Consider the following 18,969-nt stretch of genomic DNA (forward strand, 5'->3'; position numbering starts at 1 on the left):
TCTTGAGCCAGACTCGCGATATTTTCTTGACTTCATGCTATTGTGAAATTACGATCACATACTTATAAAAGATTCCCTTATTTTCATTTAGTTAGGTATATCAAACTATGAGTATCCGCGTTGCCATTAATGGGTTTGGTCGCATAGGAAGAAATTTTTTCCGGACCTGCTTCAATGATCCTGCCATTGAGATTGTGGCCATCAATGACCTGACTGACTCAAAAACCCTGGCCCACCTTTTGACCTATGACTCGATTCATGGAAAATTTCAGGCCGATATTCAACACGGACCGGACTTTCTGACGGTCAATGGGAAACAGATTCAGATCCTGGCCATTAAAGACCCTCAGTCCTTGCCGTGGAAAGAACACCAGATCGATTTCGTCATTGAATCCACTGGGCGTTTTACCGACCGGAAAAGCGCGGGACAACACATTTCAGCCGGCGCCAAACGGGTCCTTATTTCAGCACCTGCCAAAGACCCGGATATCACGATCGTATTAGGCGTGAATGACTCCGACTACAATCCTCAACAACACACCATCATATCCAATGCCTCCTGTACGACCAATTGTCTTGCTCCTGTGGCGAAAGTCCTTTTACAGGAATTCGGCATCAAGCACGGATTTATGACCACCATTCATTCGTATACCAACGATCAACAACTGCTTGATTTGCCTCATAAGGATTTACGACGGGCACGGGCGGCCACCTTATCCATGATTCCGACATCAACCGGGGCGGCCAAAGCGTTGTACCTGGTCATCCCGGAGTTGAAAGGGAAAATCGATGGCATGGCCATTCGAGTGCCGACCCCCAATGTATCGCTCATTGACCTTTCGGTTGAAGTCGAACGCGATTGTGATGCGGTAACGGTGAACGCGGCCTTTCAGCAAGCTGCCCAGGGCTCGTTAAAGGGTTATTTGCAAGTCTCTGAGGCCCCTATTGTTTCAAGTGATCTCAATGGGTGTTCATACTCAGCCACCGTAGACGCACCTCTCACATCCGTCATCAATAAACGACTGGTTAAGGTATTTGCCTGGTATGACAATGAATGGGGATATTCGTGCCGCTTACACGATCTGATCAATGTTCTCGCTCAACACCGTTAAATATCGCATCACCGCAGTGTTATCCGGCTTTCCCCCGCCAACCACCGGCATCGGAAGGGAAAGGAAGGCATGAAGCATTTAAAAAAACAAACCATTGATCAGCTTGACCTCCGCAACAAACGCGTACTGATTCGCGTGGATTTTAACGTTCCCCTCGATGACTCCTGCCAGATCACGGACGATTCAAGGATACGGGCCGCCCTTCCCACCATCAACCGTGCTGTAGATGAAAACGCTGTCGTGATTCTCTGTTCCCACCTGGGACGCCCGGATGGGACCATCAACCAGGCCCTCAGCCTGGCTCCCGTAGCCAAGCGACTCCAGCGACTATTAAATAAACCGGTTGAATTTGTTGCCGATTGCATTGGGCCGGCCGTTGAAGCTGTCGTGAATAAAGCCAAACCGGGCGACGTGGTGGTATTAGAAAACCTGCGCTTTCATCCGGAAGAAGAAAAAAACGACGACCAGTTCTCGTCACAATTGGCCTCCTTGGCAGATGTGTACATCAATGACGCATTTGGAACCGCTCACCGGTCTCATGCCTCCACTGTCGGCATCACCAAATATGTGAAGGTATCTGCGGCAGGATTTCTCATGAAACGGGAAGTCGAAGCCCTGGAAGGCACAGTGGAGAACCCCGTTCGTCCGTTTGTGGCCATTTTGGGAGGGGCCAAAGTTTCGGGAAAAATCGGGGTCATTGAAAATCTTGGCAAGGTGGTCGATAAAGTCATCATCGGTGGGGGCATGGCCTTTACGTTTATTAAGGCCATGGGATTGGAAATCGGCCAGTCTCTCGTCGAAAAAGACATGCTGGACTTTGCCAAGCGCATTCACGAACAGGCGATGGCTCAAAAAATCAAATTCTATCTTCCGGTCGATTGTGTTGTCGCCGCCAGTCTCGACCCTGAAGCGGAAACAAAAATTGTCCCGGTGCAGGAAATCCCCGCGGGCTGGTACGGCATGGACATCGGGCCCGCGTCGGTCCGCCTGTTTAGCGAAGCCGTTCAAAACGCCAAAACTATTTTGTGGAATGGCCCCATGGGAGTCTTTGAGCGTGATGCATTCTCACGCGGGACCTATGCAATGGCCCATGCTGTGGCCAATGCCTATGCGAAAACCATTGTGGGAGGAGGAGATACGGCTCTCGCCGTGTATCGAGCCGGAGAATCGGAAAGTATGTCCTTCATTTCAACCGGTGGTGGTGCGGCACTTCAACTCCTGGAAGGCAAGCATATGCCGGGGCTCGCAGCCTTACCCGATCGTCTTTGATCCCAACGCCCCCCTTTTTTTGATTTCCAAAAGTTAAGAGGTCCTCATGCGTCGTCGATTCATTGTCGGCAATTGGAAAATGCACAAGACGATTTCCCAGGCCGAGTCCCTGGTGACCGAAATTCTCCAAATATATCAACCGCAAGATTCGGTAGAATTGGCCATCGCTCCTCCCTTCGTGTCGTTGCCGGCAGTTGCACGTCTGCTGGCCTCGACTTCCATCAAGTTGGCTGCTCAAAATACCTGTGCCAGTGACGAGGGCGCTTTTACCGGAGAAATTTCGCCACCCATGCTCCGGGACGTCGGCTGTCACTATGTCATTATTGGGCATTCCGAACGACGGCATATTTTCGGGGAAACCGACCAGGATATTAACAAAAAAGTCCACGCCGCCTTCCACCATGACCTTCTACCGATTTTATGTGTCGGGGAACGTCTGGAAGAACGTCAATCCAATAAAACGCAGGCCGTCATTCAACAGCAATTGCAAACCTGCCTTAAAGGTCTCGAATCCAAAGACTTTGCGAAGATCACCATCGCCTACGAACCTGTCTGGGCCATTGGGACCGGCCAGGCGGCTACCGTCGACCAGGCAGCCGAGGTCCACGGCCACATCCGGTCTTTTCTTGCCATGCAATGGGGCATCACACCTGATCAGACAAGAATCATTTACGGTGGCAGCGTGACCCAGGACAATGCCAACAGTCTCTTTCAATCTTCACAAATTAATGGGGCTCTCGTGGGAAAAGCTTGTTTGAATTCCGAATCCTTTGTTAAGATAGCTGAATCAGCTTTTTCCAATTAACCAGGAACACGCCAACGAACACGTACACATTATGTATACCCTGACCGTCATTCTTCATATCATTGTCTGTTTTCTCATGATTGCCGCCATCTTGCTCCAGGCAGGAAAAGGCGCTGAGATCGGTGCTTCATTTGGAGGATCTTCTCAAACGGTGTTTGGAAGCCGGGGCCCGGGTACGTTTCTAAGCAAGATCACAGTGGGCGCTGCTATAGTATTCATGCTGACGTCGCTCAGCCTGGCACTCCTTTCTAAACAGGCCAATACCTCGTCCACCGTAATAGATCTTCACCCAACCTCACACCATGAAACGTCCTCCTCTCCGGCAACCCCCCAGACCACTCCTGAACCTGAAACCAGCACAGCTGAACCCGAGTCAGAGACGACTCCGGCCCCGACTGCTCCATAAACTATTTTTTTCCTGAGTCGGTAAGTATTTTGACAATTGATAGAATGGCCACACCATCGTGTGGCCACCTGAATAGAAAGGCTAACTCCTAAACAGGAGTGAGCCAATTGGCATACGAAGCTTCTTCGCCACGCACAATTCTAAAAAAATCATCTTGCAGGGATTTCGTAAGGGCCCCTGGCTTACCTTCGCCGATTGTTCGATCATCCAATTCGCGAACCGGCGTCACTTCGGCAGCGGTTCCGGTAAGAAATATTTCGTCTGCCACATACATCGCATCCCGGGTAAACCGCTCCTCAATCACCGGGATGTTTTTGGCTTTCGCCATTTCAAGAATCGAATTCCGGGTAATCCCGTCCAGGATCGAGGTCAAGGGAGTCGTTTTTAAGACCCCCTTTTTCACAATAAACACGTTTTCTCCCGTTCCCTCAGAGACATATCCATCAGGATCAAGGAGAATACATTCGGCATATCCGGACTTCTTGGCCTCCCATTTGGCTAAAATCGAATTGACGTAATATCCCGAGATTTTTGCCCGGGTCATGGATACATTCACATGGTGCCGGGTGAAGGATGAGATCTTTGCCCTGATGCCTTGCGCCAAGGCATCCTCCCCTAAATACGATCCCCACGGCCAAGCCGCAATAGCCAGACGAATCGGATTATCGCCAGGGTACACTCCCATTGCACCGTAACCCACATAGGCGATCGGTCGGATATAGCAGGAGGCCAATTGATTGACTCGAACTGTCTCAACAATGGCGTCCGACACCTCTTTTTTGGTAAAAGGCATGGGCATCATCGTAATATGTGCAGACTCAAAGAGCCGGTCCACATGCTCTTGTAAACGAAAAATGTTTGATCCGGCCTTGCCCTCATAACAACGGATCCCCTCAAAGGCCGCCAGACCATAATGGAGAGAATGGGTAAGAACATGAACCGAGGCCTCATCCCAATCGACGAGGGCTCCATCCATCCAGATTTTTTTTGCAACAGTTACCATAGAAGTATTTCTCCGATTGACAGAAGCTGAAATAGACAGGATATGTGAGCGAAGGGTATCACGGGTTTTTTTTTACTAAGCATCAAGAACGCGTGATGATATACTAAAATCTTGACATAAATGTAAACATACTGGCAAAATGTTCGTTTGTTAAGGAGCTAAAAAACATGTATGCAATTATCGAAACAGGTGGAAAACAATACCGGGCGGAACCGAACGGTATCCTACAAGTCGAATCACTTGAAGGGGATGTCGGGTCGATCGTTCAATTCGACTCAGTGCGATTTGTCCAAACCGAACAAACGCCTATTGTCGGCTCTCCCATGATTACAGATGCAATAGTCAAAGGAGAGATTATCCGACATGCGCGAACCCGATCCATTACCATTTTCAAAAAGAAACGACGAAAAAACTATCGACGGACCAAGGGCCATCGTCAAGGATTCACGCAAGTCCGAATCACTGAGATTTTGGCATCTGCCTAATATTGGTCTTTAGAATTCTTTTGGAGGTTTGACTCATGGCACATAAAAAAGGTGGCGGATCATCCCGCAACGGTCGCGATAGCAATCCACAATATTTAGGCGTCAAAGCCTATGCGGGCGAAAAGGTGAGCGGCGGAAGCATCATCGTTCGTCAACGCGGAACAAAATTCTTTCCTGGGACGAATGTCGGACTTGGTAAAGACTATACCCTCTTTGCCAAAGTAGACGGGATCGTTAAGTTTGAAGGAGGAATCGCCCGCCGCAAGGTGAGCGTCTATCCGCCCGTCTAGCTTCCCTTCCCATTTCCTGCTTTTTCAATTCATCACCTTCATTTTTCCCTGATAAGTCCGGTAGGATTTGAGGATCAGTATGTTTATTGATCAAGCACGAATATTCATCAAAGCGGGTGACGGTGGCACCGGACACTGCAGCTTTCGACGAGAAAAATTTGCCGAATTTGGTGGTCCCAACGGTGGCGACGGCGGTGATGGAGGAGATGTGGTCTTTGTGGCCTCCAATAGAGTCTCAACCTTGCTGGACCTGCGATATCAAAAGCATTATGAGGCCACTTCCGGCGTAAGAGGCCTCAAGAGCAACTGCCACGGAGCCAATGGCTCCGATATCGTAATTCCCCTTCCTGTCGGAACTCTCGTAAAAACCGAGGACGGGGAAATCATCGCCGACCTTATTACAGAAGGACAAACCGCCATTGCGGCCAAAGGCGGCAAAGGCGGAAAGGGCAATGCACGCTTTGCCACGTCAACGAATCGAGCACCTCGTCAATTCGAGACAGGGACTCCCGGCGAAGAGCGATGGGTGAATCTGGAATTAAAACTGTTAGCCGATGTCGGCTTGGTTGGCCTTCCTAACGCCGGAAAATCCACCTTGATTTCAGCGATTTCTTCTGCACATCCAGAAATTGCGAGTTATCCCTTCACCACCCTTCGGCCTCATTTGGGAGTGGTGGAATGGATGGAACATTCGTCGTTTGTCGTAGCCGATATTCCAGGATTGATCGAAGGCGCTCACGAGGGGAAAGGGTTAGGAATTAAATTCCTGCGACATATCCAGCGAACCGCTTTTTTGTTATATCTGGTCGATATCACCGAATGGATTTCAGAAGATCCCGTCGAGATCGTTGAAACCTTACAAAGGGAACTTCAGGCCTTTGACCCCGAACTCCTTGAACGGCCATTTGCCATTGTGGCGACAAAAATTGATTCTCAGGGAAACGGCCAGCACTTGGAAGCCCTTCGGGGATATTGCAGCGCACACCACTATCCATTCTTTCCCATTTCGGCCGTTACCAGGGAAGGCCTTCCATCACTCGTGACCTATTTAGGAAAAGCCGTTCTGGAAGCAAAGACCTCATGCGCGAGCAAGTGCTAGCGGCGTGCAAGAGGATCGTCGTCAAAGTGGGAAGCAGCCTGGTGGCTTCCTCGCAAGGCGGTCTCCGTCTCGACCGCATCAACCGTTTAGCCCAGGAATTGGGCACGCTGCAGGCTCAGGACCGACAAATTGTCGTGGTTTCCTCCGGAGCCATCGTGGCGGGTATTTCACACCTCGCCATTTTTCCCTATCCCGCTGAATTACCCCTTCAGCAAGCCGCCGCTGCCGTCGGACAAAGCCGGCTCATGCGAGCCTATGAGATGGCGTTTGAAGAAACGAAAAACAAGATTGCCCAGGTCCTCTTAACTCACCAGGATTTATCCGACCGTCGACGATTCCTGAATGCACGCCATACCTTAAATACCCTTATCCAGCTAAAGGTCATTCCGATTATTAATGAAAATGATACCGTGGCTATCGAGGAAATTAGATTTGGTGACAATGATACCCTCGCTGGGGAAGTAGCCCACCTGGTTGACGCAGATCTGTTGGTGATTTTATCAGATGTCGATGGGCTCTATAGCCAGGATCCTCACCTCAATCCATCGGCAGAATTAATTCCTCTGGTTGCTAATGTCACCAAGGACATTGAAGATCTCGCCGGCACTTCCCGAACACAAGCCAGCCGTGGAGGCATGGTCACTAAGATCAGAGCTGCCAAACAGGCAGGACGCTTTGGAGTCCCGACCCTCTTATTAAACGGAGAAACTCCCCATGCGTTGGAAAATGTTCTTAACGGAAAGCCGGGAGGAACATTTTTTGTGTCAGACCAATCACCTCTGACCAGTCGAAAGCAGTGGATTGCCTATACGCTTCGACCTAAAGGGGAGCTCCGGTTAGACGAAGGAGCGGTAGCCGCTCTCACCCTTCGAGGAAAAAGCTTACTACCTTCAGGCATTCTGGATATTTCAGGTATCTTTCTGACAGGAGACCCCATCACCTGCGCCACCCGGGAGGGAATGCCGTTCGCGCAGGGACTCACGAATTATTCAGCCGAAACCCTCCACCGCATCAAGGGGAAAAAAACGTCAGATATCAGGCAACTCCTGGGCTCATTGGAGTATGAGGAAGTCATTCACCGGGATAATCTGGTTCTGACGAAGCGCCAGGTCTCATAAGCGACGTGACTTCCGGCTCATGTACAATGCTCTATTGGCACAGGTGTAGATCGCCTTTATCTTCAAAAAATTACACATGGATCTGAGGAATATTTCAAAAATATTGCTGTTTCCCCAGCATAGGAGTGACCGAGCCGCATCAGAGAATTATGGTGGAGTATTTAAAAAGACCTCTCCAGAACTGCCCTGAGGCTTCTCGAAGGGAAGGCCGCAGCCGCTTGGACGAGCGGAGGGTACGGTGGAGTTGGTGAGCACGGCCAAGGACCAACATGGCTGCGCGCTTGCGCGTCGAAGCGTGCTTCAACGCGTAGACGCGAAGCCGCTTTCAGCCTTTATGGCTACTTCCCCGAAGGAGGCCCGGCGAAGGAAGGCAGGGAACGCCGCTACCGGCCTTTTTCAACACTCTCCACATGAGAAAAATCTAGCCTGATGTTTATCGGCCTCCTAGGCGGCTCATTCAATCCCATCCACAATGGGCATTTGCATATTGCCCAGTATGTTTACAACGCGATTCAGCTCGATAGGATAATTTTCATTCCGACGGGGGATCCTCCCCACAAACCATCGGACTCCCTGGTGCAGGCCCATCACCGGCTCGCAATGGTGCAGCAAGCGGTTGCCCCGTTTCCCTACTGCACGGTATCCGATTACGAAATCCAATCTGAGGCAGTGTCCTACAGTGTCGACACCGTCACTCATTTTAAAAATGAATGCCCCGAGGGAACGGAGTTGGGGTTTATTGTGGGGCTTGATGCTTTTCTGGATTTCTGCAGTTGGAGGCAGGTGGACCATTTGCTCACCCTGTGTCATTTTATTGTCTGCTCAAGACCCGGGGCTGCCTTCACACAACTTCAGGCCCTGCCGTTCCTACCTGCGGCAAAGCCTCAAGCACTTCAAAGCCTTGACCAACAGGATACGACCCGGCTGGACATCTTACTCCCCTCTGGAAAAACACTTTATCTCCTGTCCGTACCACCGTGCGAGATCTCGGCCTCGACAATTCGAGAGCAACTGGCCCTTGGTTCTCGCGTCAGCCACTGGTTGCCGCCCACGGTAGAGTCCTATATAATTCGCCATCGATTGTACCAATGGCCCGTCTAACCCACCCGAAACCATCTCCTACCCTCGAACAGGCGGTCTTCATCGCTCAAGCGGCTCAAGAGAAGCAAGCAGGAGAGGTGTTGGTGCTTGATGTGGGAGCAATGACGTCAATCGCAGACTATTTCGTCTTTGCCTCAGGGGATTCCGAACGCCAGGTGCGAGGGATTGCCTCCTTCATTGAAAAGGTCATGTCCACACGTTATGAATTAAGCCCGGATATTGAGGGAAAAGAAACGGCCAATTGGATATTACTCGACTATGGAGACATCATCGTCCATATATTTAAATCAGACGTCCGGAAGTATTATGCCTTAGAAAGTATGTGGGCAGACGCTCCACAAATTTCTATTCCTGAAAGCCGTAAACCTTTTCCACAGGTCGCACAAGCCCCAAAAGCACCCGGAAAAGTCGCCAGGCTTTCATAAGCAACAAGAAGGTTTTAATTTTTTATCCCTAGGGTGGAAATCGAATTTTTTAGCAAAATAATGGAGAACCCCATGATCGCATTTCAAGATTTGGCAGATCGCGTGCTGGAGGGAATCGTCCCAAGCCGGGAAGAAGGCTTGGCCATTCTAGGCACCCCTCAGGACAAACTGCTCGATCTGGTCAATGCGGCCTATCGGATTCGTTCACGATATTTTGGCAACACCATCCGTTTGCAAATGTTGCTGAACGCCAAAAGCGGAGCCTGTCAGGAAGATTGTCACTATTGTTCCCAATCAACCATTTCCACCGCCCCCATCGAACGGTACGCACTCGTCTCTCCGGAAAAAATGCTGGAAGGCGCTCGACGGGCCGCACAAGCCAAAGCTCAGCGGTATTGCATTGTGATCAGTGGCCGCTCCCCCTTGCAATCGGAAATCACACACATCACCAGCGCCGTCAAACAGATTAAAGAGGAACTCTCGATTCAAATCTGTTGTTCACTAGGCCTCTTGAATGGCGAGCAGGCCAGCCAGTTAAAAGCGGCTGGAGTCGATCGTATCAACCATAATCTCAACACCAGTGAAGCCTATCACCCTGCTATTTGCACAACACACACCTACCAGGATCGTCTCGACACCCTGAAACATGCCCGCGCCGCCGGATTGGAACTCTGTAGCGGCGGTATCGTCGGCATGGGCGAACGGGACGAAGATCTGGTGGACCTTGCCTTGGCGTTGAAGGACATCCAACCCGATTCCATTCCCTTAAACATGTTGTACCCGGTCGAAGGCACCCCATTTGACGAAATGAAAAATCTCACACCCACCCGTTGTTTAAAAATTCTCTGCCTCTTCCGGTTCTTCCACCCCAAAACGGAAATCCGGGCAGCCGGTGGACGAGAAAGAAACCTTCGCTCGCTCCAACCCTTGGCCCTTTACGTGGCCGACTCCCTCTTCGTGGATGGCTATTTGACCACGCCGGGCCTTGCCCATCAGGAAGTCTGGAAAATGATCGAAGACCTGGGCTTTACGGTAGAAGTGAAGTACGAGGGCGCCGAAAACCCAAAAACCGAAACCTGTTCAACCTGATTGCCCAAACTGCGGCCTCCTAATAATCCTTCATCCATAGACTCTTACGAGTCAGTCATATCTCAAATCTTCAGCGATAACCTGCCGGCTGGCCCACCTGGCCGGCCCCCACGCCCCCAGCAATGCGGCCAGCAACGCCACCAGTAGAGCCATTCCCAACGTTTCCCATGGCAAGGTGAACTGAATCGTCCATCCAAAGGATTGCTTATTGATGACGTTAATCAACAACACCGACAGCGCCAATCCCACAAAAATGCCCAGGCCGGCACCCAAGCCGGCCACATAGCCGGATTCCCAGAATATCAGACTCTGGATTTGCGGGCGACTCATGCCCAAGGCCCGCAACGTGGCCAGTTCCCGACGGCGTTCGGTGATGGCGGTCATGAGGGTATTGATAATCCCCAGCACCGCCACACTTAGGGCAATCAACTCCAACACATAGGTGACACGAAACGTCCGGTCAAAAATTTCAAGAATCTCTGTTTTCAATTCTCCGTTACTGATTGTGACGATGGGGACGTCATTTTTTAATACCTGTTCGATCTCATGTCGCACGACCGGGAGCGACTGACCGGCCTTGAGATACACCGCAAAGACGGTTGCGTCAGACTCCCCCCAATACCGACGAAAGAGTTGGTCGTCCATGACCACTTTTCCCCCATCGGTGGCATAATCATAAAAAATGCCCTTGACCGGAAATGCCTCTGGTCCTGAAGGCGTCTTCACGTCAATATGACTTCCTACCGTCAGCCCCAGCCGCCCGGCTAATACCTCAGACACAATCACGCCTTCATCTTTGATCGTTTCTTGTAAGATGGGAGTGGAATCACCTGTCACAAACAGATATTGGCTGCGCGCGGCATGCAGGGCCATGTCGCGTGCGACCAAGGACACCGACTCCCCTGAAACCTCCCCCGTCGTTTCCATATAGGGATCAACCGCCTCGACCCCTGGGACCATCATCACCGTCTTGACTAGAGACAACCGCAGACCAAGCTTGCCGTTCCCGCCCTCTTGGTCCCCTAGCCAGGACACCGGCGCCACGATGATATCCGCCAGCATCGTTTGCTCAATCCAGATGTCTACCGTATTCCGGAAACTCTGGATCATGATGCCCACCCCGACCATGATGGCCAACCCGACGACAATCGCCGCCATGGTCACACTGGTCCGACCGGGATTGCGGCTGATCTGTTCCGCCGCGAGGGACGGAAGGAGGCCCCATTGCCCGCTTTGCCATGTTCTCCTCCACTCATGAATCAGCCCGCAGAGCACAGGCCCCAGGGCCGTTCCTCCCACCAGAAGACAAAACGCCGCGGCATACCCTCCGACCGGAATACCGTCCACAGGGGCCATGGTACTCAAGGCGGCGCTTCCACAAAAGGCGATCACCACAATCCACCCTGACTTCCTGTATGAAACAGATTCTTCATCCTCGGATTGGCCCACCGACAAGGCTTGAACCGGGGCAATCGTGCTGGCATCCCAGGAAGGGCGGAGCGCTCCCAGAAGGGAAACCCCGGCGCCAATCCCTATCGATTCCACTAACAGCCAGGGATGAACCTGTGACACCGCCAAAGACGTGACCCCATATAATTCGCCGGCACTTTGCCCGATGAGCGTCGTCAACCCGCCGGCCAGGGAGACTCCGAACCAGGAGCCCAAGACTCCACCCACAAGGCCGAGCAGGCCAGACTCCAAGAGAAATAAGCCCGTGATGGCTCGCCGTTCCATGCCGAGTGCCCGGAGAATGCCAATCTCCCGACGATGGTGTGCCACCGAAAATGCCATCGTGTTATAGACCAGAAACACTCCCACTAACAGCGCAATTCCACTGAGCATGGTGAGATTAAACTGGAAGGCTTTCAACATCGATTCCACTTGCTCCGTCCGTCTGGAGGATTGACTCATTCGGATATCCGGCGGCACCACAGTTTTCAAAGCTTGGATGAGGGTGGCCCCCGACACGCCAGGTTCAGGAACGACGGCAATGGAATGCAGACGTCCCAACCAACCAAACACCCATTGGGCTGCTGCTATATCCATGATTGCCTGTCGCTCGGTGCCTTGGAGAAGAGCGTCGGAGGACCTCAACAGCCCCCCCACGATCAGATCATGGGAAAGACCCTGACTCGTCACAGTCAGTGTCTGCCCTTCGCGCAGCCCTAATTCCCCGGCAAACTCTTCCCCCAAAAAGACCGTCTGCGGCGAAAAGACCTGTTTCCACTGATTGTCCGTGATCGCGTTTGCCGAATCCCCTGATGGCCTAAGCCCTTCATAGTCCAGAAGATCGACTCCCCAAATCACCAGCGTGTGCCCCGTGGAGGGGCCTTCTTGGATCATGGACTCAATTTTCAGAACGGGCTGAGCCGATTGGACCCCTGGAAAACGTTGAATCTCCTCGATAGTTGACTCATCCATCCCCCCCGACCCGCATGATAGGGTGATGGACGCCTTTCCAACAACGGACGCCACCGAATCCTCAAAGGATTGATACACTGCGCCATTGGCCAGACGAATGGCCAACCAGGCCGAGACCCCGATCGCCACCCCGACCACTGTGAGAAAGGCTCGGAAGGGCTGATGGCGCACATGGTCAAGGACCAATAGAAGAAGAATTCGTATCATGGGAGCGGTTGTCGGAAGTAATGGACGTATGTTAAAACAACTAGAAAATTATGCGTGGGGCACGGACTCAACATGCCAAAAGGGAAAGTGACTGAATCGGAATCACCAGAAGAACTCTTGGAATCAAATTCCGAGGGACAATCTCTCACCGCGCGCCAAAAGGAAATCCTGAGCCTGGTAACTCAAGGCTTTACCAATCGTGAAATTGGTGAGAAGCTCGATATTAGCGTGCGAACAGTTGAAGTCCACCGCTTCAACTTGATGCGCCGGTTACGGGTCAGAAACGTGGCTCAATTACTCCGGCAAGCCATTGCGCTTCGCATCATCCCCCAAGGCCCGACGACTCCAACCACAAAGACCTGAGAGGCATGCATCTCGACCCGGCCTGCTCATTAAGCATTGAAAATGCAGCTGAACGCATTTGTTGACTTCACCCTGTGAAGGCGTTCAATCGCATTGCTCTTCACTCCATCTCCCGTAATTTCCCTCGACACGCCATCAATGACGGATAACCTTTTTGCATCAGACAATCGGCAATCTCCCCTTGGAGCCTTGCAAACACCTCGCAACCTTCCTCAACCAGCACTGTGCCGATCTGAACCGCCGAGGCGCCACACAACACATGCTCGAACACATCAATCCCGTGTTCCACCCCACCTGTGCCAATAATAGGAATCTGATCGCCCCAGATCTTCCAAAATGCGCGAACATTGGCCAGGGCCACAGGCTTGATTATCCGACCCCCCAATCCGCCAAATCCGCCTTTGGGCTTTATCACCACCATTTCCCGGTCCGGATCAACGACCAGGGTATTGCCCACTGAATTGATGACCGTAACAAACGCGACCCCGCTTCGCTGAAGCACCTCAGCAATTTTCTGATGATGGATCGGATCAAAGTAGGGCGGGAGTTTCACTCCGAACGGCACTGTCAGCAACGCACGAATTTCTGTTAACAACCGTTCCGTTTCCTCAAAGTCATAGCCGATCTGTGGCTTACCGGGAATATTGGGACACGACAAATTCACTTCCACCAAATCCGGTCGAGCGATCTCTAGGGCCTTGGCGCCTTCCAGGAAATCATCGGGATGAAGGCCGGCCAGACTGGCGATGACGGGTTTCCCAAACCGCTTCAACTCTGGAATGAGTTTCGCGTAGACGGGAAATCCTAAATTGGGAAGGCCCATCGAATTGATCGAGCCGCCGTCGAAGGCCACATACCTCGGTTGAGGATTCCCCTCACGGGCTCGCGGCGTCATCGATTTGGTCACAATCGCACCGGCCTGGGACATGCCCAACGCCTCCAGTTCTTCCGGCGTCACGCACAAGGCTCCTGACGCGTTCATCACGCCAAAGGGAAACGACACACCGGCAATGACTGTTGAAAGATCCATTTTGTATTACTCCAATTGTCCATCTCGAATCGAGACGATCCGATCCGCTGCCTGAGCGGCACGTAATGAATGGGTGGCCAAGAGCACCGTCTGGCCAAATTCCTTCGCACATTGACGCAGCAAGGACACAATTTTTTCTCCGGTTTCACCATCCAAATTGCCGGTGGGTTCATCAGCCACAATCAGTCGAGGGCGATGCCCAAAGGCCCTGGCAAGCGCGACCCGCTGCTGCTCTCCTCCGGATAATTCATGCGACCGGTGACCCAGCCGATGACTCATCCCTACCCGCTCCAGCATGTCAGCGGTTCGTGTTCGGATTGTTCCGGTTTCCTCACCTCGTAAACGCAAGGGAAGGGCTACATTTTCTTCGATCGTCAATCCCGGGATCAGATGGAAAGCTTGAAACACGATCCCCACCTCCTCCCGACGCCATCGGGTCCATTCCTGATCACCAAACCCCAGACAGGAACGCCCATCCAGCAGGATATCTCCGGACGTCATCCAGTCCAGCCCGGCCACCAAATGCAATAGCGTGCTTTTTCCACTCCCGCTGGGCCCCATGAGCGCACAAAATTCTCCCTGCTGAATGTCCACACAGACATCCCGCAACGCCACCACCGAGGTGGATCCGCGCTGATATTCCTTATAGACATGTTGAAACTGAATCACGTGAACCTATCAGAAATTTATGCCCTCAGTAAGGCTCTTGAATCATGGCATATTCGCTATCTCTCCTATATCATAACGAAGGTAAATGGACCAAGGCGCTCCACAATCATTAGGCATACTCCACGGTTGACCTCAGCTTGGAAAGTTCGCCTCCATGGCTCCACCATTTACCACGACACGTCTACTCCGAAGGCTCCTGCATATCATTTTTCCCACCGCCTGTGCCGGCTGTCAGAATCCCTTGCAGGACGATCCCGTTCCGTTTTTTTGCCGCCGGTGTTGGGATAGGCTGAAACCCATTCCAGGCCCGGTTTGTCCACGATGTGGACGCCCCTTTGCCTCTCCCATTGCCCTATTACATAGTCCCACTCATCAGTGCGGAGCCTGCCGCGCACGACCAATGGCTCTTACGCAAATCTGGAGCCTCTTTCCCTACCAACCCCCACTAAAAGAAGCCATTACCCTCTTCAAATACCGGGGAAAACTGTCTCTGACTCAACCACTCGCCCAAGCCATGGTTGAAGCCTTGCCCGCTTTACCAACCCTAGATGCCATCATTCCAGTCCCCCTTCATCCGCAACGCTTACGAGAACGTGAATACAATCAATCCCTGCTGCTCGCAAACCGAATGAGTCACCACCTGGGGATTCCTCTTTTCCTGGCGTGTTTACTCCGGATTCGTCCCACAGTCCCTCAAACCTCATTATCAAGGAAGGAACGACTCACGAATCTGCGTCGGGCTTTTTCTGTCCCCAAGCCGGCCCGTATCAAGGGCAAACGAATCTTATTGGTGGACGATGTCTTAACCACTGGCACAACCCTGCAGGAATGCGCCAAAACGCTTCGGCGTGCCGGCTCAGGCCCGGTGTATGGGCTGACACTTGCCAGAATGGTGTAAGGGGCTGTTGAAAAAAGCCGCCAGCGGCGTTCTCGCCATTTATCCGTATTCACGTACTGGAAGTACGCTCTGTGCGCAAAAATGACTGCGGCCTTCCTGGACGGACTATTTTGAACGCCCCGAGGCCTCTGATATGCAGCGTACCTGTGGGTTAATATGCCCTTGAAAATTATTATTATTCAACACTCCAGTAAGGTATTTGTTGCCGATCCCTGGTGGAGATCGAGGCAAATAGTCTGCCAACATCGATAGACTGCTGGGGGTTTTCTCTGAATACCCCCACCTCACTTTCTTCTCCTCTTGCCTGTCTTTTCTCGATTGGCCCTTTTCACCAGCCCCTTCTATGAGGACCTAAGAAAAATAAGCCGTAAGTCCGATACCTCCGCCCTATTACCATATTGGAGACCTTTAGATCCCTAAAAACCAATTTTCGACTCTTCCCAAAGAGACCATTTTGCGATATATACAGCCCGTACATTGCGATCAGGAGGAACGACTCAATGCCCATTTACGAATACCGTTGTCAGGATTGCCGGAAGCGCAACTCCTTTTTAATCCTCACCTCGAACGCTCCAGTTCCATCCTGCAAGCATTGCCGAAGTACCAACCTGGAACGCATCATGTCCCGCTTCGCTGCACCCAAATCGGAAGAAGCCAGGATGGAAGCCTTGGCCGATCCCAGTAACTTCGGGGACCTGGACGAAAACGATCCACAGAGCATGGCACGCTTCATGAAAAAAATGGGAAAGGAGATGGGGGAAGACTTAGGAGAGGACATGGACGAGGCCATGGACTCGATGGACACCGACGATATGGATATGGGGATGCCTGCCACCGAGGGCGATTAGCTCGACTACTCAAGCAAAACTACTTGACTTTTCTTAAACTTTCGGTAAGCTACACTCACAGATAGGACGTTCAGGAGATCCAAGGAACATTCTGCATGTTTGCTGGACAATATTATTGTAAAATCGACGAAAAAGGACGATTTGTCGTCCCCAGTCCTATCCGTGAAGAAATCGAAATTCACGGGAATAGTCTGATGTTCCTCAAGGGACAGGACATGCCTGTTTCCGCCTATACTAATCCGGAGTGGGCCAAGATCCTGGAAAACGCCAAACAATCTCTTGATGAAGACCAACGACGTCTTTTCATGTATCACATGGTCTCGGAAGCCTCCGCATCAGAAATGGATAAGGCAGGTCGCATCCTCATCCCGGGCCGGTTTCGCAAACTCGTCCCGGTGGATGAGGATCAAGAAGTGGTGTTAGTGGGCATGTTTCATCGCCTTGAAGTGTGGAATCCATCGGAATGGCGACGTTTTGTCCATGTAAACGAAGACACCTTTGAACACAGCATGAGCAAAATTCAGAGCCTCCTCTAACAGACCCTTTGCTTCTCGTTCCACCACCGATACCATACCCCTTTCATAGATGCCCCATTGAGAACTATTCGTATTCCCTCCTTTCCCAAGCTGTTGCAGTCCAAAGGGAAGGGTGGCCTAGTCCTCCTCCACAGTCATAAAAGAAAAGCCAGAACTGCAGATTCCGGGATGGATTGGTCGAATTTGGGCGGCGATACTCTGTCTCCTCGCGAACTTTTTGTTGTCTTGCCGCTTCCACCCAGCATCAACCATCAATACGCCACCGTCAACGGCCGGAGGGTCCTGGCCTCACCAGGCCGGCATTATAAGACCGCCGTGGCCCGACACTTACTCACCATCTTGCGGCAATCATCTCATCGGACGGAATTTTTAGAGCAATTGGAGAACCACACGCTTAGCCTTTCTCTTCGCTTCCACTTCAAAACAGCCCTGCGACGGGATCTGGATGGCGGACTCAAAATCGCGCAAGATGCCATTTGCCAGGCCATCGATTTAAATGACAACCGCATCACCGAAATTCATCTCCACAAAGACCTGGATTCTGTCCGTCCCCGCCTGGAATGCCTATTAGCCATTCAGGAACCGATCGCCAGGACAATCCGATCGTCCAAAAAACTCTCGATGGTCAGCAAAGCAGGTCCTCGAACTGCGCCTCAGTCCTCAACAGCCTATAATCCTCATTGAAACCTGGATCCTCTATCCTCTCTAACGGCTGACATTCCATGTGCCGTTGGCCCTTCCAATCCGGATTCACCAGACTGGACTTTTCAATTAACTGAAGAAATCGGTCATGAGTGGTGGCTTGGGCGAGGACGCTTCATGCTGAGACCGCTCTGTTCAGTAATGAGATGAATATCTACTCTTGATCCGCAAAATCGCTGAAATGGTAGAAAAGGCGGAAAAATTAGATAGAGGTGACTGCGCGAGAGAGAGAATGCAGAACGATGGTCAATGGGTGCTTGGCCGCTCTCGTAGGATGGTTGGTCAGGGCCGGGAACAAAAATCCCATCTTTTGGCCCTTGCAGTGCCGGACAAGTCCAGGCAACCAAATGCTGTCGCCGAGGTAATGCAGTTTGACAGACACCCGCGTCCCCCTTAGCACAGGAGGAATTTGATTGTCGGGGAATTCAACGAGCATACCCTGAGGACTGAGATTGAGCACACGGCCCCGACACACTGTGTCTTGCCCATAACGAATGGCAACCGGAAGCACTTGGTAGGGTTTGACGGACATCCGGCGAAACGACCGTCGATCTCCTTGAGGAATTGGTATCGGTTGCCAGAGGTCTTGTCTCAGTGCGGTCGATGTTCCCATCGTCAGGACTCCGCTGGATGTTCTTTGTTAGATTCAAAGATCTTCAAGGCTTCATCTTCGCTGGAAAAGATGGGGATCCATTCCCCAATTTCGGTGATTTCCAGGACATCCCGAACAAACCCTATGGGAGAAATAATGGCCAGCTTGCCACCAATTCGTTGAAAGCGCCGTTGGGCGAGAACCAACCATCCGAGGGCAGCGCTGTCAATAAATGATACAGCCACCATATTTAACATCACAAACCGATAACCTTGCAGAATGGCATGATCAATCCGCCATTTAAAATCCTGTCTGGCATGTTGATCAAATCGACCCATAAAAGTCTCCACCAGGGTATCGTGGCTGAGACTCCGTTCGGAAATAACCATAGAAGATTCTTTCGGGGTGAATTGGGTGGTATCTTCTTGTATCGGTTTTCCTTCCTCCACTCTTAACCCGGCATGCCGGCAAAGAATATGTTTGATCTTCAATAAGCTTGAC

General features: G+C 51.6%; 23 protein-coding genes. 17 read left to right on the forward strand and 6 right to left on the reverse strand.

Annotation, left to right across the window (positions count from 1 at the left end):
• The first annotated feature begins 107 nt into the window (after positions 1-107).
• The 4 genes from gap (at position 108) to secG (ending at position 3,592) form a co-directional block, all read left to right on the forward strand.
• A complete protein-coding gene (gene gap, locus H6750_02890; protein ID MCB9773259.1) occupies positions 108-1,112 on the forward strand; it encodes a type I glyceraldehyde-3-phosphate dehydrogenase in 1,005 nt (334 codons plus the stop codon).
• 69 nt (positions 1,113-1,181) lie between these two features.
• Positions 1,182-2,381 (forward strand): phosphoglycerate kinase, encoded by a 1,200-nt coding sequence (locus tag H6750_02895; protein MCB9773260.1) that lies wholly within the window; start codon positions 1,182-1,184, stop codon positions 2,379-2,381.
• A gap of 46 nt (positions 2,382-2,427) precedes the next feature.
• Complete coding sequence (locus H6750_02900; GenBank protein ID MCB9773261.1) at positions 2,428-3,186, forward strand: triose-phosphate isomerase; 759 nt, start codon at positions 2,428-2,430, stop codon at positions 3,184-3,186.
• Positions 3,187-3,217: 31 nt separating this feature from the next.
• Positions 3,218-3,592: a preprotein translocase subunit SecG gene (gene secG / locus H6750_02905; protein ID MCB9773262.1), complete on the forward strand. Its 375-nt coding sequence runs from the start codon at positions 3,218-3,220 to the stop codon at positions 3,590-3,592.
• Between the two features lie 88 nt (positions 3,593-3,680).
• On the opposite strand, the gene H6750_02910 is transcribed toward secG, so the two are convergent.
• Entirely contained in the window at positions 3,681-4,595 is a 915-nt protein-coding gene (locus H6750_02910; protein ID MCB9773263.1) for a branched-chain amino acid transaminase, read from the reverse strand.
• A 167-nt stretch (positions 4,596-4,762) separates the two neighbouring features.
• Between H6750_02910 and rplU the strand changes: the two genes are divergently transcribed.
• The 8 genes from rplU to bioB all read left to right on the forward strand — a co-directional run bounded on the left by rplU (position 4,763) and on the right by bioB (position 10,202).
• Positions 4,763-5,080 carry a 50S ribosomal protein L21 gene (gene rplU / locus H6750_02915; GenBank protein MCB9773264.1) on the forward strand — a complete coding sequence of 106 codons (318 nt, stop codon included), beginning with the start codon at positions 4,763-4,765 and terminating at the stop codon, positions 5,078-5,080.
• A 35-nt stretch (positions 5,081-5,115) separates the two neighbouring features.
• Positions 5,116-5,370, forward strand: a complete 255-nt coding sequence (gene rpmA / locus H6750_02920) for a 50S ribosomal protein L27 (protein ID MCB9773265.1) — start codon at positions 5,116-5,118, stop codon at positions 5,368-5,370.
• Between the two features lie 79 nt (positions 5,371-5,449).
• Complete coding sequence (gene obgE / locus H6750_02925; GenBank protein ID MCB9773266.1) at positions 5,450-6,469, forward strand: GTPase ObgE; 1,020 nt, start codon at positions 5,450-5,452, stop codon at positions 6,467-6,469.
• Entirely contained in the window at positions 6,451-7,587 is a 1,137-nt protein-coding gene (proB, locus tag H6750_02930; protein MCB9773267.1) for a glutamate 5-kinase, read from the forward strand. Before obgE ends, proB begins: the two co-directional genes overlap by 19 nt.
• A gap of 238 nt (positions 7,588-7,825) precedes the next feature.
• Complete coding sequence (locus H6750_02935) at positions 7,826-8,017, forward strand: hypothetical protein (GenBank protein ID MCB9773268.1); 192 nt, start codon at positions 7,826-7,828, stop codon at positions 8,015-8,017.
• Positions 8,017-8,688 carry a nicotinate (nicotinamide) nucleotide adenylyltransferase gene (gene nadD / locus H6750_02940; protein MCB9773269.1) on the forward strand — a complete coding sequence of 224 codons (672 nt, stop codon included), beginning with the start codon at positions 8,017-8,019 and terminating at the stop codon, positions 8,686-8,688. Before H6750_02935 ends, nadD begins: the two co-directional genes overlap by 1 nt.
• Complete coding sequence (gene rsfS / locus H6750_02945; GenBank protein MCB9773270.1) at positions 8,676-9,113, forward strand: ribosome silencing factor; 438 nt, start codon at positions 8,676-8,678, stop codon at positions 9,111-9,113. Before nadD ends, rsfS begins: the two co-directional genes overlap by 13 nt.
• 72 nt (positions 9,114-9,185) lie before the next feature.
• Entirely contained in the window at positions 9,186-10,202 is a 1,017-nt protein-coding gene (bioB, locus tag H6750_02950) for a biotin synthase BioB (GenBank protein MCB9773271.1), read from the forward strand.
• Positions 10,203-10,253: 51 nt separating this feature from the next.
• Here the strand turns inward: bioB and H6750_02955 are convergent, their stop codons facing one another.
• Positions 10,254-12,830, reverse strand: coding sequence for an FtsX-like permease family protein (locus H6750_02955; protein MCB9773272.1), 2,577 nt, complete (start codon positions 12,828-12,830; stop codon positions 10,254-10,256).
• 72 nt (positions 12,831-12,902) lie between these two features.
• Here H6750_02955 and H6750_02960 point away from each other — a divergent pair, with 72 nt between their 5' ends.
• Positions 12,903-13,193: a response regulator transcription factor gene (locus H6750_02960; protein MCB9773273.1), complete on the forward strand. Its 291-nt coding sequence runs from the start codon at positions 12,903-12,905 to the stop codon at positions 13,191-13,193.
• 100 nt (positions 13,194-13,293) lie between these two features.
• Here the strand turns inward: H6750_02960 and H6750_02965 are convergent, their stop codons facing one another.
• Together H6750_02965 and H6750_02970 are read right to left on the reverse strand one after the other, a co-directional pair.
• On the reverse strand, positions 13,294-14,223 hold the full coding sequence (locus H6750_02965; protein ID MCB9773274.1) for a dihydroorotate oxidase: 930 nt from the start codon (positions 14,221-14,223) through the stop codon (positions 13,294-13,296).
• A gap of 6 nt (positions 14,224-14,229) precedes the next feature.
• A complete protein-coding gene (locus tag H6750_02970) occupies positions 14,230-14,892 on the reverse strand; it encodes an ABC transporter ATP-binding protein (protein MCB9773275.1) in 663 nt (220 codons plus the stop codon).
• A gap of 154 nt (positions 14,893-15,046) precedes the next feature.
• On the opposite strand from H6750_02970, the gene H6750_02975 reads away from it, so the two are divergent.
• From H6750_02975 to H6750_02990, 4 genes are all read left to right on the forward strand, one after another.
• On the forward strand, positions 15,047-15,790 hold the full coding sequence (locus H6750_02975; GenBank protein MCB9773276.1) for a ComF family protein: 744 nt from the start codon (positions 15,047-15,049) through the stop codon (positions 15,788-15,790).
• 500 nt (positions 15,791-16,290) lie between these two features.
• Positions 16,291-16,638, forward strand: a complete 348-nt coding sequence (locus tag H6750_02980; protein ID MCB9773277.1) for a zinc ribbon domain-containing protein — start codon at positions 16,291-16,293, stop codon at positions 16,636-16,638.
• 95 nt (positions 16,639-16,733) lie between these two features.
• Positions 16,734-17,174, forward strand: a complete 441-nt coding sequence (locus tag H6750_02985) for a hypothetical protein (GenBank protein ID MCB9773278.1) — start codon at positions 16,734-16,736, stop codon at positions 17,172-17,174.
• A 168-nt stretch (positions 17,175-17,342) separates the two neighbouring features.
• The gene (locus H6750_02990; protein ID MCB9773279.1) at positions 17,343-17,858 is read left to right on the forward strand and encodes a RusA family crossover junction endodeoxyribonuclease; all 516 of its coding nucleotides are present in this window, start codon (positions 17,343-17,345) and stop codon (positions 17,856-17,858) included.
• A gap of 220 nt (positions 17,859-18,078) precedes the next feature.
• Here H6750_02990 and H6750_02995 read toward each other — a convergent pair whose 3' ends face one another.
• Both H6750_02995 and H6750_03000 read right to left on the reverse strand, forming a co-directional pair.
• Positions 18,079-18,489 (reverse strand): PilZ domain-containing protein, encoded by a 411-nt coding sequence (locus H6750_02995; protein MCB9773280.1) that lies wholly within the window; start codon positions 18,487-18,489, stop codon positions 18,079-18,081.
• Between the two features lie 2 nt (positions 18,490-18,491).
• A complete protein-coding gene (locus H6750_03000; protein MCB9773281.1) occupies positions 18,492-18,857 on the reverse strand; it encodes an STAS domain-containing protein in 366 nt (121 codons plus the stop codon).
• Positions 18,858-18,969: the final 112 nt, after the last annotated feature.

Source organism: Nitrospiraceae bacterium (assembly GCA_020632595.1).
GTDB lineage: Bacteria > Nitrospirota > Nitrospiria > Nitrospirales > UBA8639 > Nitrospira_E.